This is a genomic window from Pelagerythrobacter rhizovicinus (assembly GCF_004135625.1).
Taxonomy (GTDB): Bacteria; Pseudomonadota; Alphaproteobacteria; order Sphingomonadales; family Sphingomonadaceae; genus Pelagerythrobacter; species Pelagerythrobacter rhizovicinus.
This window is the reverse complement of sequence record NZ_SDPV01000002.1, coordinates 1,115,881-1,131,290: the sequence shown is the minus strand read 5'-3', so window position 1 is coordinate 1,131,290 and position 15,410 is coordinate 1,115,881. Positions and strand designations below refer to the sequence as shown.

The following is a 15,410-nucleotide window of genomic DNA, read 5'->3' as shown; positions in this document are numbered from 1 at the left end:
CGATATGCCCGGTTCACTCGCCAAAGGAATAGCTGAACTTGATGCCAACGGTCCGGCTCGAATCCAGCGCGGGGATGTTCGAATATCCAATCGTCGACAGCGGGGTCGAGTTATCGGTCCCGGAGTCCAGCGGCGTACGGAATATTCCCGCGACGAAATGCTTGTCGAGCAGATTCCGCGCGAACAGCGCCACCCGCCAGCGATCGTCCGAATCTCCTATGCTCATCTGGCCGTTGAGCAGTCCGTATCCCGGGTTGATGCTGTTCGGATCGGCAACCACTCCGTAGCTACTGCTGCGATAGCTGTACGAGGCACCGACGTCGAAAGAGAGCCCTTCGCCGACATATGCCTCGTAGTTGGCGGTCGCTCCCCAGGTCCACTTCGGCGAATAAATCAGCGGATAGCCGGCGGCGTTGAACTGCGGCGGCGCGTCGGCAGGCAGGCCGGGCTGGACATAGTTGCACTCACCCGGCGTGGTCGCAGGATTGGTGTAGCGGTCGTAGCATTGCACGGCGAACTCGGTGAACTTTGTCGGAATATACGAGACGTTGCCCGCCAGGGTGAGGCCCGGCGCCGCACGCCAGGTCAGATCGGCTTCCACGCCCTTGGTCTGCAGGCCGCCGGCATTGGTGGTGGTGTAGTAGAACGTCGGCGCAACGCCGACACGCTGCTGGCCCTGGAAGTCATCGTAGTCGACCTTGAAGAGGGCAAGGTTGAAGGCGAGCGCTCTCGCAAACAGCTCCGCCTTGAGCCCGACCTCGTACGATTTCGAGAGCTCGGGACGAAGTAGCAGCTGAGGCTGGTTCGCCGGGTGCGAAATCATCGGGCCTTTGTAGCCCGTGGCGTAGGTCGCGTAGATGTTGACCGCCGGCGTAATGTCGTACTTCGCGGTAAGCTTGTAGGTGAACTTGTCGGCCTTCACCTGCGCCTCGCCCGATGACAGAGGCAGGTCCATGCCATGGCACGGTTGGCCGAAGGCATAGGCCGCGCGGCACAGCCAGGGCACATCGAAGTAATCGATCGTCTGCCGGACGTCGTCGTTGGTGTAGCGGCCGCCGGCTATGAACGTAAGGCCGGGGACAACCTCCGCCTCCAGCTGCCCGAACAGGGCGTAGCTCTTGATCTTCGCCTTCACCCAGGAGCCGTATCCTTGGCCCGAATACGGCCCGATGGCATTCAGCGAAAGGAGGATCGGCGAATCATCGGGAAGGTAACCCAGGGTGCCGCCGTTCATGCCCTTCTGATAAGGGCGCGCGTCGTAATAAAAGCCGCCAACGGTATAGTTGAGGATGCCCGCTTCACCATTGAGCCGCAGCTCCTGAGTGAACTGCGTCCCGCCCGAGACATTCTCGTTTCGCGAATAGATCGCGGCCGGCGTTGCGTCGGTGTCGAGCGAAATCGGTTGCAGGAGATCCCGGTAAGCGGTGATCGAGGTCAGCGTGGCGTTGCCAATATCGTAGTCAATGCGGCCGCTGAAGGAATAGGCCTCCTGCTTCGTATAGCTGTTTCCATCGGTGGCGACCTCGAGATTCTCCGGCCCCGCCTCGATCCCATAGGGCTCCACGGTGGCGCAGGGATCAAATGCACCGAAGCCGCTGCCGCAGTTGCGGAAGGTCCACAGGCCGTTGGCGTTGTCGGTCAGGTGGCGATATTCGGCATTCAGCAAGATACTGAGGTCATCTGTGGGTTCCCACAGGAGCTTTCCGCGCAAGGAGTAACGCTGATAGGCCCAGCGATCTTCGCCGCTGTAGAGGTCGGGCACGAAGCCGTCCCGGCGCTGAAGCCCTCCCGCGATCCTCAGGGCGGCGGTGCTGCCGAGCGGCAGGTTGAGAACCGACTCCGCATTCAACTCATTCTTCGTGCCGTAGGAAAGCGAACCTTCGAGAGAGCGTACGCCAATCTCCGGATTTGCAGTGATGATCTGGATCACCCCCGCCGAGCTGTTCTTGCCGAACAGAGTACCCTGCGGTCCCTTGAGCACCTCGATACGTTCGATGTCCACCAGCGACTGATAGCTCGGCCCCGCAAAGGAGACTTCGGGAAGGCCCTGGATAACGTCATCGATGACGAGGGCCACCGATTGCTCCGCCGACATCAGCAGAGACTGCGTGCCCACGCCGCGAACGTTGAAGCCGCCGCCGAAGTTGGCGTTGTAGTTCACGCCGGGCGAGAGGAACTGGATGTCCGCCACAGTGGTGAGATTGCTCTGCTCAAGCGCCTTGGCGGAAACGACCGAAATCGAAATCGGCACGTCCTGTTGCGACTGTTCCCTGCGCTGGGCCGTGACGATGATTTCGCCCGGCACCGGCACATCGTCGTCGCTCGAAGCCGGGTCGTCCGCCACTGCGGCGGACTCATCGGGTGCTTCCTGCGCTACCGCTGGGGCCGCCAAAGCGGCGAGGCCTACTCCGGCCAAGAGCGCGATCTGTTTGCCTGTCTTCACCTCAATCCTCCCTCGAAACGTTCACTCGTCGATATCGTCGATTGCCCTGCAGCCCGTTGTGATCCTGTTGCATCGATGTGAGCCCGGCATTCGCGCTCGCTCGCCGGCTCAAACACGCATTCCGCCGTCCACGAACAGTGTCTGCCCCGTCATGAAGCTGGCATCCTCGCTGCCAAGAAACGCGGCGACGGCGGCCATCTCTCGCGGTTCTGCGGCTCGTCCCAATGGGATGCGGGTCGAGACGAAGCTATCCAGGAGTTCCTGCGGCGTCGCGAGGGGATCCTGCGCAGCAAGAGCCTCGTATCGCTGGCGGACGTAAGGAGTCAGCGTAATGCCGGGGGCGAACGCATTCACGCGGATGCCATCGGCGGCCAACTCCATCGCAAGATCGCGCGTGAGAGCGGTGACTGCGTATTTGGCCGAGGCATACGCGGAAAGCCCAGACACGCCGTGGTAGGCGCTGATCGAGGTGGTGCTGACGATCGCACCTCCGCCACGCCCGCGAAGAACCGGAATTGCGTGTTTTGCGCAAAGAAAGACCGACGTCAGACTGAGTTCGACTGTGTAATCCCAGGCGGACCGGTCGAGCTCTGCCACGGGCGTCTGGTCGACCGGGCCTGCGCCCGTTCCGCCACCGGCGTTCGCGAAAAGTACGTCGATACCGCCCAGGACGCGTTGGACCTCCGCCATGGCGCTCGCGACTTGATCCTCGTCGGTCACATCGCAGCGGACCGCCAATCCCCTTTCGCCATCTTTGGCGAGCGAATCAGCGACCGATTGGAGAGATTCGAAGCTGCCGAAGCTCTCGCGCGGCACCTCGGGCCTGTCGCGGCAAAGATCTAGGACGGCAACGCGCCCGCCTTCGCTCGTGATGCGGCGCGCGATGGCTTCGCCAATGCCTCCGGCACGACCCGCGCCCGTCACTACGGCGACTTTCCCTTCGTAACGCTGCATCACGCCAGAGTTCCGCCCGCCACGATCGCATGGCTTCGCGGCAAGCCATATCCATCAAGTTCAAGATGGACAGAACCCATCGTGAGCGCTGGATCAGATGATTGCCGGAAGCACATTCTTCGACTCATCCCAGTTCACCGGCCATTCTGACGATGGCCATGCTGCGCAACCTATCTCACCATAGAATTGCATGCAAGATAACTTCTGACCTTATCGGCCTGCCTTCTGCATCTCAGGAAAAATCTCTATATAACAATGGATAATATTGACCCAAAGCCGGATGCAGCAGCTACGCGAAGTCCGCACGGAGCATAATATAGCATGCAATGCTGTTGCACTCTGGTGTCGGCGGGGTGGGGGTGCAGGCCCTGGCGCCGATACCTGCCGCGAGCCCGCATCCGGCTCCGACCGGCCCTGCAGATCTGTAGGACCCGGGTTCCGCGCGTGCGACGATGCGCACTCGCCGCTGTCGACAACCCGCCGTGCGGACTTTGCAAGGGGCGCGAGGTCGCGTGCCCGTGACTCGGGAACGGAGGGATCAGTAGAATCTCGGGCCGGCTCCATCGGGCCATATGTCCGGCACACCGTCAGACACTTTGCTTGTGAAGTCGGCCTCGCGTTTCTCCAGGAATGCGGCGACCGCCTCCAGCGTGTCGGGCGCCGCACGCAGGGCGGCGATGGCGCGACTGTCGATGCGGTGCGCCTCCATTGGATGGTCGGCGCCGGCCATGCGCCACATCATCTGCCGCGTCAGGGCCGTGGCGACCGGGGATCCGGAAAGAAATCGCCCGGCGATTGCGCGGGCGCGAGGAATGAGATCGTCACGCGTGCATGTCTCGCGGATCAGGCCTGCATCCAGCGCCTCGTCGACCGGCACGATACACGCGCCCATCGTCCACTCGAGCGCACGCGAAAGACCGACGACGCGCGGCAGGAACCACGATGAAGCCGCCTCCGGCACCAACCCGCGTTGCGTGAAGACATAGCCGAAACGCGCAGTATTGCTGGCGATCCGCACATCGCAGGCGAGGATCATCGTGGCCCCCACGCCGATCGCCGGACCGTTGACCGCCGCGACCACCGGTTTCAGACTTTCGAAAATGCGCAAGGAAGCGACGCCGCCGCCATCGCGCCACAAATCTCCGTGGCGCAGTGCAGCACGCTCGGGGTCGTCGCCGAGCTGCGCAAAGGTGTTGGCGCCGCCGGAGAGATCGGCTCCGGCGCAGAACACGTCTCCGCTGCCGGTGAGAATAACCGCGCCGATATCGTCGTCGGCGTCGGATCGGTCGAATGCGCCAAGCAACTCATTCATCATCCGCGTGTTGTACGCGTTGCGTTTCTCGGGCCGGTTCAACCGGATCGTTGCGATGCCGTCGCCCGCTTCGTACTCGATCGTTTCGAACACATCCCTCTCCATAATTGCATGCAAGCTATGTAGCCGGCGAGTGAGATTGTCGAGTCTCTCGCGAGCGCCCACCCCAGCACATTCCTTCTCAGCGCAAGGAATTTACCTATGCACCTCGCCGTCGTCTGTGCGGACGGGGTAACGTGCCTCCACCTCTCTTGTCAGCACTGTTTGCATGCAATAAGTGGGGTGGCGCGGCTTGTGGAGGCAAAGGGATCGGAATGGCGAAGCACTTACTCACGGAGCGAGATGGCACGGTCGTGACGATCACGCTCAACCTCCCGGAAGCGCGCAATCCAATTTCCGACAACGCGATGGTCGACGCTCTTGTCGACGCGCTGCAGGAAGCGGATGGCGATCCTGCGGTTCGCGCCGTCATCCTGACGGGCGCCGGCTCGGCATTCTCCTCGGGCGGAGATCTGTCGAAAATGAAGCCGGGCCTCGGCCTGCGGGGCGAGCAGCCGGTCGCCACGGTGCGCAATTATCGCGACGGCATCCAGCGCCTGCCGCTCGCCTTTCAGCAGCTCGAAGTGCCGGTCATCGCCGCGGTGAACGGCCCGGCGGTTGGCGCCGGCTGCGACCTCGCCTGCATGTGCGACATTCGCATTGCGTCGCAGACCGCGCGCTTTGCGGAAAGCTTCGTGCGCGTCGGCCTGGTGCCGGGCGACGGCGGAGCCTGGCTCCTGCCGCGGGTGATTGGCTGGCCCCGCGCCACCGAGCTGGCGCTGACCGGGCGAATGATCGATGCCGCGGCGGCGCTCGACTGGGGGCTGGTGACCAAGGTGGTCGAGCCCGACGAACTGATGCCTGTCGCGCGCGAGCTTGCCGACGAGATCGCGGCCAATCCGCCGCGCGCCGTGCGGCTGACCAAGCGCCTACTGCGGGAGGCGCAGGACGCCTCGCTGGGCACGGTGCTCAATCTCTCGGCCGCGCTGCAGGCGGTGGTCCACGAAACGCGGGATCACGAGGAGGCGGTCGCCGCCTTCCTCGAGCGGCGCAAGCCGACGTTCACCGGTAACTGATTTCACGAAACGGGAAAGCGATAATGGGAATTCTGGAAGGCCGCGTCGTCGCCGTGACCGGCGCCGGACGCGGGATCGGGCGCGAACTGGCCTTGCTCTGCGCGCGCGAGGGCGCGAGCGTGATCGTCAACGACCACGGGGTATCCGCCAATGGTGAAGGCAACGATCAAGGACCGGCATCCGAAGTCGTGAACGAGATCGCGAAGGCCGGCGGAACCGCCCATGCCAACCTCGCCAGCGTGACCGATCCGGCCGGTGCCACCAGCATCGTCGAGGATGCGGTCGAGAAATTCGGCCGTATTGACGCGGTGATCAACAACGCCGGTTTCCTGCGTGACCGGATCTGGCACAAGATGAGCCTCGAGGACTGGCGCGCCGTCGTCGACGTGCATCTCAACGGCGCGTTCAACGTGTCGAAGGCGGCGACGCCTTACTTCCGCGAGCAGGGTTCGGGCAGCTTCATCCATTTCACCTCGACCTCCGGCCTGATCGGCAATCTGGGGCAGGCGAACTATTCGGCGGCCAAGATGGCGATCGTCGGCCTGTCGCAGTCCATCGCGCTCGACATGCAGCGCTTCGGTGTGCGGTCGAACTGCATCGCGCCGTTCGCGTGGAGCCGGATGATCGCCACGATCCCGTCCGACAATCCCGACGAGCAGAAGCGGCTGGAGCGCATGCAGGCGATGAGCGCGGACAAGATCGCGCCGCTGGTGGCGTTCCTCGCGTCCGATCTGGCGAAGGACGTGACCAACCAGATATTCGCGGTCCGCAAGAACGAGATCTTCCTGTTCTCGAAGCCGCGCCCGATCCGCGCCATGCACCGGTCGGATGGATGGACGGCGCAGTCGATTGCCGACGAATTCATTCCCGCCGTCCGTTCGGACTTCGCGTCGATGATCCGCTCGCCCGAGCTGTTCAGTTGGGACCCGGTTTGACATGAAGCGGGCGGAATTCGAATGAGCGACTTCGGCATTCTATCGTGCGGTATCTATCTGCCGCGCCGCCGCCTCGATCGCACCGCGATCCATGATGCGAACCGGTGGTTTGCGCCGGGTCTCAAGAGTCTGGCGCGAGGGCACCGCGCTATCGCAAACTGGGATGAGGACACCGTGACCATGGCGGTCGAAGCGGCCCGCGCGTGCCTCGACGGGCGCGATCGTGCGGCAGTCGAAGGGCTGACCCTGGCTAGCGTGACACACCCTTTCGCCGACAGGTCCAATGCCGGTATCGTCAAGGAGGCGCTCAATCTGTCCGAAAGGATCGCCGCGCTCGATGCCGGCGGCAGCATGCGGGCGGCGACGAGCGCCTTGCGCGATGCGCTGGAAGGTTCACGCACGCGCCTGTGCATCGGGTCGGATTTGCGCAAGGCGCGTCCCGCATCCGAAGCGGAACTGGTGCAGGGGGACGGTGCGGCGGCGATCCTCGTCGGCCGCGGCGTGCCCATTGCCAGACTGGTCGCCAGCCATTCGGTGACCGTCGATTTCGTCGATCACTTCCGCGCCAGCGGCGAGAGCTTCGATTACCAATGGGAAAGCCGCTGGGTGCGCGAGGAAGGTCATCTCGCGATCCTCGCCGATGCAGTGCAGGCCTTACTGGCGGAGGCCAAGGTGTCGGCAGGCGATATCGACCATGTCGTTCTGCCCATTGCGTCCGCTGGAGCGGTCAAGGCGATCGCCCGCAAGCTGGGACTGAAGGATGAGGCCGTGGTCGACACGCTCTCCGTGGAGATCGGGGACACCGGTACCGGGCACCCCCTGCTGCTGCTGGCCAGCGCTCTCGATCGGGCATTGCCGGGTGAGCGAATTCTCGTCACGGGATTCGGGCAGGGCGCGGACGTTCTGCTGTTCGAGGCGACCGACGCCATCGCCGATCATCGCTCGTGCCGTTCGGTCGCCGCCCGCATCGCGGATGGCATGCCCGACCACAACTACATGCGCTTCCTGTTCCATCGCGGTTTGATCGATCTCGAGCGCGGCATTCGCGCCGAGCTGGATCAGAAGCAGCCTGGTACGACGCTTTATCGCAAGCGCGCGGCCGTCCTCGGTCTGGTCGGCTCGCGCTGCACCGTGACCGGCACCGTCCAATTCCCGCCGAGTGCGATCTCCGTCGATCCCAATGGGCGCAAGCAAGGGGCGCAGGAGGATTATCCGCTGGCGGACCGCAGCGCACGGATCGTCTCCTACACCGCCGATGCGCTCGGCTATTCGCCCGATCCGCCGACATATTACGGCACGCTCGATTTCGAGGGGGGCGGGCGCCTCGTCACCGAATTCGCCGAAGTCGGGTCCGACGATGTGGAAGTCGGCCGCGCGATGCGCATGGTCTTTCGCATCAAGGCGGAGGACGAGCAGCGCCGCTTCACCAAATACTTCTGGAAAGCCGTACCGGTGAACGAGGGAGACGCCTGATGGCGCGGGGAATCAAGGACAGGGTCGCGATCGTCGGTATGGGCTGCTCGCGGTTCGGCGAGCGGTGGAACGACGATGCCGAAACGCTGATGGTCGAGGCGTTCGACGAATGCATCGCCGATGCCGGGATCGACGTGTCGCGGATCGACGCGGCCTGGCTCGGCGTCGGGTTCGAGGCGCAGAGCATCGGCCCTTCAGGCATTCCGCTGGCGACGGCGCTGCGGCTCCCGGACATCGGCGTGACCAAGGTCGAGAACTATTGCGCGACCGGTACCGACTCGTTCCGCGGGGCGGTCTATGCGGTGGCATCCGGCGCGGCGGACATCGCGCTGGCGATGGGCGTCGAGAAGCTGAAGGACACAGGCTACGGCGGCCTGCCTGCACGCAGCCGCGGGCTCAACTTCGACATGTACGGCGTCACCGGCTCGGCCCCCGGCAACTTCGCGCAGATCGCCGCCCCTTACCGTGCCAAGCATGGCGTTTCGCGCGACGACCTCAAGCGGGCGATGGCGCACGCTTCGGTCAAGAGCCACGCCAACGGAGCCAAGAACCCCAAGGCACATCTGCGCAAGGCGATCGATATCGAGACGGTGCTGAATGCACCGATGATCGCCGAGCCGCTCGGCCTGTTCGACTGCTGCGGCGTATCCGACGGCGCGGCCTGCGCGATCGTCACCACGCCGGAGATCGCGCGCGAGCTCGGCAGGACCGATCCCATCCTGGTCAAGTCAATCCAGCTCGTCACCTCCAACGGCTGGGAGCTGCAGCACGGCGGCGGCTGGGACGGGACGTACTTTCACACCACCCGCAAGGCCGCGGCCCGCGCGTACGCCGAGGCCGGTGTCACCGATCCCCGCGAGGAGATCGACCTGCTCGAAGTACACGACTGCTTCTCGATCACCGAGCTGGTCACGATGGAAGACCTCTTTATTTCCAAAGAGGGCGAGGCTTGGAAGGATATTCTCGACGGCTTCTATGACGCTGACGGTCACACGCCATGCCAGATCGACGGCGGCCTAAAGTGCTTCGGCCACCCCATAGGCGCGTCGGGGCTGCGCATGATCTACGAGAACTACCTGCAATTGCAGGGCAGGGCCGGCGAACGGCAGCGCAACGACGGACCGAAGCTGGCGCTGAGCCACAATCTCGGCGGTGCGCCGATCCAGAATGTCTCCGCGATCACGATCGTCGGGCTTGAGGGTGCGTGACGCAGCGACGATGCAGTTCCGGAGTGCTCGAAGGATGAGAACCGATGTACACGCTGCTTGACGGGCTGCGGGTGGTGGAGGCGTCTTCGTTCGTCGCTTGTCCGACGGCCGGCCTCTATCTGTCGCAGATGGGCGCGGAGGTCATTCGCGTGGATCAGATCGGCGGGGGGCCGGACTTCCGCCGCTGGCCGCAGGCGGAGAACGGCGAGAGCTTCTATTGGGAAGGACTGAACAAAGGGAAGCTCTCCGTCGCACTCGACCTGTCCACCGACGAAGGGCGTGAACTTCTGGCGGAGATCGCGACCGCGCCGGGCGAGAAGGCGGGGGTTTTCCTCACGAACTTCCCGGTCGGCGGGTTTCTTTCCTGGGAACGGCTGTCCGCCCGCCGCGAGGACCTGATCCTGACACGCATCATGGGGCGTGCGGACGGAAGCCCGGCGCTCGACTATACGGTGGCTTCCGCCTTGGGCATTCCGTTCATTACCGGACCGGAAAGCCTTGGCGACGAGCCGGTGAACGCGGTCTTACCCGCATGGGATCTCCTAACCGGGGCCTACGCCGCTTTCGCCACGATGGCGGCACTGCACCACCGGTCGGAAACCGGCGAGGGGCAGGAGGTCCGGATTCCGTTGGCCGACGTCGGCATCGCCACGATCGCGAATCTCGGGCAGCTGGCCGAGACGCTCTTTAGCGGCGATCGTCGGCGCTACGGTAACGACGTCTTCGGTGCCTTCGGACGCGATTTCAGGACACGCGACGGCAAGCGCATCATGCTCATGGCGATCACACCAAAGCAATGGCGGGGGCTGGTCGCCGTTCTCGGCATATCCGACGAAGTCGCTGGCATAGAAGAGGAGCGTGAGACCTCATTTGCGCGTGACGAGAGTGAGAGATTTGTGCACCGCGATGCGCTCTACCCCCTTGTGGAACGGGCGGTAGCCGCACGTGAGAGCGCCGAGCTCGCAGCAGCGCTGGATCGGGAAGGATGCTGCTGGGGCCTCTACCAGCGAATGGAAGAGGCCGTTCGCGATCCCGAACTGGTCACCGACAATCCGCTGTTCTCCTCCATCGTCCATCCAAGCGGCGCCAGCTACGCGGCGCCGGGCGCGATTGCGAGCCTACCCGGGCACGCGCGCGGCGCGGCGCGGCCAGCGCCTATCCTCGGCAGGGACACCGAGAAAGTGCTGACCGAGATCGTGGGTCTCGGCGGGGGGCAGTTCGATGCCCTCGTCGACCAGGGCATCGTGGGACGCCCGAAGCCATAGACATGCATGCAAGACGCAGCACTTCGCGTGTTCCACCCACTGTAAGGCACAGCAGGTGCTTGTTTTTGCTGGACGGCGAGACGGCGCTCCGCCATCATTGCATGCAAAAATGTAGAGTGTTTGCACAAGCACATTGGGAGAGCGGCATGGCGAAACTTCGTCGCAGGGGTGTGGAGCGCATTGATGCGGGCCGGGCCATCCACGAGGCCGTCGACCCGATCTTGCCGGGTGCAGTGCCCGCGCGGGAGGAGCGTTGATGCCGCGGCTCCCGCTGGTCAGCCGCGCCGATATCAACGATCCGCTCGTAAGGTTCATGTACGACCGGAAGTTCCCGGGCCGGGATCCTGCCACGCAGCCAGGCCCGACAGCTTCGGGCGCGCCGGGCAACTACGAAGCCGTCCTCGCGCATTCACCCGATGTGCTCGAGCACGCGGTGCGCGGATTTTACTTGAAGCAGACCAAAAAGCGCAAGCTGCCGCTGAAGTACATGGAGCTGGCCATCACGCGCATCGGATGGGCGTGTTCATGCCGCTGGATGTATTCCGAGCACCTCAAGATCCTGCGTGGGCTGGGCTATCCGGAAGAAGCTTTGGCCGACATCCCGACTTGGCAGGTCAGCGCAGGTTTTGACGACACCGAACGTGCGGTGCTTGCCTATGCAGATTGCATCGCGCTCGATCACGGCCGCGTGCCCGATGGCCTCTTCGCACGCTTACGGGCGTGCTTCGGTCCGGAGCAGGTTATCGAGTTGACGTACGTGACCGGCATGTTCGTGATGAATGCCGCTCTGATCCGTGCGCTGCGGTTGGAGCACGACGACTACGACGAACTCGTGCGGGAGATGCCGTCGCCGCCGGACTATGGTTTCGTCGACACCGAGCCCGTCCCCCTCCCCCGGCGAGATTGACGCGGTGTCGATGCGCGCCGTCTATCCGTACTACGTGGTTTGCTGCCTGATGGTGGCGAGCGCACTGTCCTTTCTCGACCGTCTGGCGCTCAGTATGCTGATCGAGCCGGTCAAGGCGGATCTCGTACTCAGCGATACCGAGGTGAGCATCCTCGCCGGTGCCGCCTTTGCCGGGTCGTACGTGCTCTTCGCTTTCGTGTTCGGCCGATGGGTTGATACACACGGACGACGCAATGCGGTCGTCGTGGGGATATCGCTGTGGAGCTGTGCCACCGCCGCCTGCGGGCTTGCCCGCAGCTTCGGCAGCCTGTTCGCCGCACGGTCGCTCATCGGGGTGGGCGAGGCGAGTCTCAATCCGGCCGCCTACTCGATGATTGCGGACTACTTTCGGCCGGCGCGACGAGGAATTGCTACGGCCATCTTCGCCTGTGGAGCCACCGTCGGCGGCGGCCTCGCCATCATGCTGGGCGGCCAACTCGTCGACTGGGTACAAGCGACCGGGACGACACTCCCGCTGATGCCCGACGCCTCTCCCTGGCAGACCGTCTTCGTGCTCATCGGATTGCCCGGCCTGCTGGTGGCCCTGCTGATAGCTTTGACTGTCCGGGAGCCGGAGCGGCAGCTAGCGGGTGGCGAAACGCAGGATATCCCGCGTATCCGCGATGCCCTCGCCTTCATCGGCCATAACGCCCGCGCGCTGGTGCCGCTCTTTGCCGGCTACTCGTGCATTGCGGTGATCGGGTACTCGTTCATGGTTTGGGGGCCGGTTCACTTCATGCGGCTGCATGGCCTCGACGCAGGCGAGGTCGGCTTGCTCCTCGGCCTCGGCTACGGGATCGGCGGCACCATCGGACTGCTCGCCGGCGGCATGGTCGCGGACGCACTCGTCGCCCGCGGTCGAATCGAGGCGCCGGTGCTCGTCTCGCTTGCTGCGGTGGCAGTGGATACTCCGCTCTTTATCGGAGCCTATCTGGCCGGCGACTTCATGGTGGCCGCGGTACTGTTCTGCCTGGGCATGGCCGCGGCCAGCGTCGTCGGCGGGTTGCAGATCTCGATGGTGCAATCGCTAGCCCCCAATCGCCTGCGAGGGATCATGGCCGCCGTCTTCGGTGCATGCGTGAACCTCGCCGGTTTCGGCATTGCACCGACGATCACCGCATTGCTCGCCGAGAACCTGTTCGGTGGCGAGATGGGCATCGGCAAGGCGCTCGCGACGATGACCGCGATGGCAGGGGCGGGGGCAGCCATACTCATACTGATCGGCATCGGGCCGGGCCGTACCCTTGCGCAAAGACTGTCGGGAGAACGCCGCCCCGCCTAGCCTCTGATCTCGGAGGTAGTCACCCGCCTCGTGCAATCAGCCCTAATTGCATTCAAATTCTCTTCTTCGCAGCGCATCGTCTCGGATTCTTCGGAGGCTTGCCCCTTGCATTCAGCGCCGTCCGCGATAATCTGTATGCAATAATAAGAATCGGCGTGCTTACGGCGATCATTCGGAGAGGAGGGGACGATGAAGAAATCAGCTCATCTGAGAACTGCGGCGGCTTGCGCTGCAGTCGCTTCGGCGGCGCTGGGTGGGGTCGTGCATGCCCAGGAGGCGGAACCCGTCGCACCCTCCGGCAATCGCCAGCAGTCTCTCGGCGAAATCGTTGTCACAGCGCAGAAGCGCGAGCAGAAGCTACAGGACGTCCCCGTCTCGATCACCGCGGTCACCGGTGAGAAGCTCGAGGATCTGAAGATCACCGACTTGCGCAGCGTGCAGAGCTATGTGCCCAACATGACGGTGCTCAACTCGGGCGTTAACCCTGTCGTCTTCATCCGCGGGTTCGGCTCCGGCCCGAACAACGTCGCCTTCGACCAGGAGGTGTCGGTTTATCTCGATGGCATATACGGCGGCCGCGGGGCGCAGTTCAGCGCGCCGTTCTTCGATCTCGAACGCATGGAGGTCTTGCGTGGCCCGCAAGGCGCGCTGTTCGGGCGCAATACCGCTGCGGGCGCAATCAGCCTGATTTCCGCGAAGCCCGGCCCCGTTTTCGAAGGTTACGCTTCAGCCGGGTATGATTTCGAGCGTCAGGGCGTCGATCTCACGGGCGTGGTGAGCGCGCCTCTTTCGGATACGTTCGGCATTCGCGTAGCGGCCAAGCTGACCCATCAGGATGGTTACATCCGCAATCTCTATAATGATCGTGACGAACCGGTCCTGCGAGACGAGATGGCGCGCGTTACACTGCGCTGGCAACCGACTGGCGACGTCGATATCTCGTTCAAGAACGAGTACGGCAGCCATCTGCTGAAAGGCGGCGTGACGGTGTCCGGCTCGCTCACCGAAGATGTCTACGACAACGACTTCGGCGATGAACGATACATCTCCGACAACTATGCCGGCGCGGGGCTGGACGAACAAAGCGGCATCGAAACCTGGAACAGCGCCATCAATGCCGATGTCGGGATCGGTGATCACGTACTGACCGTGATCGGTGGCTACTCGCACTACAAGACCGAGCGGTTCACCGCCTACGATGAGATAGCGCCGGACGGCAGCCTGCCGCCGGACGGCGGCAACGCACGGTTTGGCAACGGCTTTCCGGAAGATTTCGACCAGTGGTCGCTCGAGGCACGGATAGCTTCACCACTCGGAGGATTTCTCGAGTATGTCCTCGGTGTGTACTACGACACCTCGAACTATCACCTGCACCAGGATACCTATTACCGCGACATAGCCACGCTGACTGGCCACCAGTCGACCGACTTCTACCAGAACAGCGATGCCTGGTCGGCCTACGGCCAGGGCACCTTCAACTTCTCGCCGAAGCTGCGCCTGATCGGGGGGCTGCGCTACTCGAAAGTAAAGAAGTCGGCCCATTTCACGCAGCGCACTGTGTCCGGCGACGCGCTAAATCCCATCGGCCCCGACCGCCAGGGCAGTCTCTCCGAAGATTATCTAGATCCGTCGGGCACGCTGCAGTTCGATGTGACGCCCGACGTGATGCTCTACGCCACGGTTGCGCGCGGCTCGAAGTCGGGCGGGTTCGTGTCGAACACCTACAACGTTTCGGACGATGGCTTCCAGTTCGCAGCCGAACGGTCGATGAACTACGAGTTCGGCGTGAAGTCGAGCCTCGGCAATGGCCTCGCCACTTTGAATCTGGCCATATTCCGCATGGACTTCGAAGATCTGCAGCAGTCCGCCTACGATCCGGATCGCCGCACGTTCTTCACCCGCAACGCGGCCAGGGCGCGCTCTGAAGGCGTCGAACTCGAAGTCCAGGTTCTTCCTACGGATAGCCTCTCGCTTAACGCAAACGTCGCTTATCTCGACGCGAGATTCGAAGACTATCCCGGCGCGCCATGCCTCGCCTACGAGACGGTGGAGCAGTGCGACTCGACCGATCCCGAGAGCCTCGCTCGGCACAATATAGCCGGCCTGCCGTTGATGTTCGCGCCAAAATGGAGCGGGAACGTCGGCTTCCAGCACGAGGCGGATCTCGGCTCGCTGAAGCTGGTGACCGGCAGCAACGCACAATTTCGCTCGAAGTACTTCGTTGCCGACGGATACAGTCCGATCTGGGGTGTCCAGGACGGCTGGGTCAAGCTGGATGCGCGCATCCAGCTCGGCGCGCAGGACGATCGCTGGAGCATCGCGCTGGTCGGGCGCAACCTGACGGACGTACATTCCCGCGGCGCGGCAATCCGCCTGCCCGGATCGATCACGGCCACGTCGCGCACGCTGAACTGGATGGACGAGTATCGTTCGATCTCGCTGAACGGCACCGTGCGCTTCTGAGGCTTGGGCGGGCG

At 63.7% G+C, this 15,410-nt stretch carries 11 protein-coding genes; 8 read left to right on the top strand and 3 right to left on the bottom strand.

Features of this window, described 5'->3' with window-relative positions:
- Positions 1–13: 13 nt before the first annotated feature.
- From ETX26_RS13265 to ETX26_RS13255, 3 genes are all read right to left on the bottom strand, one after another.
- A complete protein-coding gene (locus ETX26_RS13265; protein WP_129525126.1) occupies positions 14–2,443 on the bottom strand; it encodes a TonB-dependent receptor in 2,430 nt (809 codons plus the stop codon).
- Positions 2,444–2,551: 108 nt separating this feature from the next.
- Positions 2,552–3,397 carry an SDR family NAD(P)-dependent oxidoreductase gene (locus tag ETX26_RS13260; RefSeq protein WP_129525125.1) on the bottom strand — a complete coding sequence of 282 codons (846 nt, stop codon included), beginning with the start codon at positions 3,395–3,397 and terminating at the stop codon, positions 2,552–2,554.
- A 538-nt stretch (positions 3,398–3,935) separates the two neighbouring features.
- A complete protein-coding gene (locus ETX26_RS13255) occupies positions 3,936–4,802 on the bottom strand; it encodes an enoyl-CoA hydratase-related protein (protein WP_225425780.1) in 867 nt (288 codons plus the stop codon).
- Between the two features lie 221 nt (positions 4,803–5,023).
- Between ETX26_RS13255 and ETX26_RS13250 the strand changes: the two genes are divergently transcribed.
- The 8 genes from ETX26_RS13250 to ETX26_RS13215 all read left to right on the top strand — a co-directional run bounded on the left by ETX26_RS13250 (position 5,024) and on the right by ETX26_RS13215 (position 15,396).
- Positions 5,024–5,824 (top strand): crotonase/enoyl-CoA hydratase family protein, encoded by an 801-nt coding sequence (locus tag ETX26_RS13250; RefSeq protein ID WP_129525123.1) that lies wholly within the window; start codon positions 5,024–5,026, stop codon positions 5,822–5,824.
- Positions 5,825–5,847: 23 nt separating this feature from the next.
- Complete coding sequence (locus tag ETX26_RS13245; RefSeq protein ID WP_129525122.1) at positions 5,848–6,759, top strand: SDR family NAD(P)-dependent oxidoreductase; 912 nt, start codon at positions 5,848–5,850, stop codon at positions 6,757–6,759.
- Between the two features lie 21 nt (positions 6,760–6,780).
- Complete coding sequence (locus ETX26_RS13240) at positions 6,781–8,232, top strand: hydroxymethylglutaryl-CoA synthase family protein (protein ID WP_129525121.1); 1,452 nt, start codon at positions 6,781–6,783, stop codon at positions 8,230–8,232.
- Complete coding sequence (locus ETX26_RS13235) at positions 8,232–9,440, top strand: acetyl-CoA acetyltransferase (protein ID WP_129525120.1); 1,209 nt, start codon at positions 8,232–8,234, stop codon at positions 9,438–9,440. Before ETX26_RS13240 ends, ETX26_RS13235 begins: the two co-directional genes overlap by 1 nt.
- Positions 9,441–9,484: 44 nt before the next feature.
- Positions 9,485–10,705: a CoA transferase gene (locus ETX26_RS13230; protein WP_129525119.1), complete on the top strand. Its 1,221-nt coding sequence runs from the start codon at positions 9,485–9,487 to the stop codon at positions 10,703–10,705.
- Between the two features lie 256 nt (positions 10,706–10,961).
- A complete protein-coding gene (locus ETX26_RS13225) occupies positions 10,962–11,612 on the top strand; it encodes a carboxymuconolactone decarboxylase family protein (RefSeq protein WP_129525118.1) in 651 nt (216 codons plus the stop codon).
- A gap of 10 nt (positions 11,613–11,622) precedes the next feature.
- Entirely contained in the window at positions 11,623–12,933 is a 1,311-nt protein-coding gene (locus ETX26_RS13220) for an MFS transporter (protein ID WP_165271775.1), read from the top strand.
- A gap of 189 nt (positions 12,934–13,122) precedes the next feature.
- Positions 13,123–15,396 carry a TonB-dependent receptor gene (locus ETX26_RS13215; RefSeq protein ID WP_129525116.1) on the top strand — a complete coding sequence of 758 codons (2,274 nt, stop codon included), beginning with the start codon at positions 13,123–13,125 and terminating at the stop codon, positions 15,394–15,396.
- The last annotated feature ends 14 nt before the right edge of the window (positions 15,397–15,410 follow it).

Bases quoted from the DNA above. Each gene is read 5' to 3' on its own strand.
- ETX26_RS13260 (WP_129525125.1), bottom strand. From the start codon at position 3,397: ATGCAGCGTTACGAAGGGAAAGTCGCCGTAGTGACGGGCGCGGGTCGT.
- ETX26_RS13250 (WP_129525123.1), top strand. From the start codon at position 5,024: ATGGCGAAGCACTTACTCACGGAGCGAGATGGCACGGTCGTGACGATC.
- ETX26_RS13245 (WP_129525122.1), top strand. From the start codon at position 5,848: ATGGGAATTCTGGAAGGCCGCGTCGTCGCCGTGACCGGCGCCGGACGC.
- ETX26_RS13240 (WP_129525121.1), top strand. From the start codon at position 6,781: ATGAGCGACTTCGGCATTCTATCGTGCGGTATCTATCTGCCGCGCCGC.
- ETX26_RS13235 (WP_129525120.1), top strand. From the start codon at position 8,232: ATGGCGCGGGGAATCAAGGACAGGGTCGCGATCGTCGGTATGGGCTGC.
- ETX26_RS13230 (WP_129525119.1), top strand. From the start codon at position 9,485: ATGTACACGCTGCTTGACGGGCTGCGGGTGGTGGAGGCGTCTTCGTTC.
- ETX26_RS13225 (WP_129525118.1), top strand. From the start codon at position 10,962: ATGCCGCGGCTCCCGCTGGTCAGCCGCGCCGATATCAACGATCCGCTC.
- ETX26_RS13220 (WP_165271775.1), top strand. From the start codon at position 11,623: ATGCGCGCCGTCTATCCGTACTACGTGGTTTGCTGCCTGATGGTGGCG.
- ETX26_RS13215 (WP_129525116.1), top strand. From the start codon at position 13,123: ATGAAGAAATCAGCTCATCTGAGAACTGCGGCGGCTTGCGCTGCAGTC.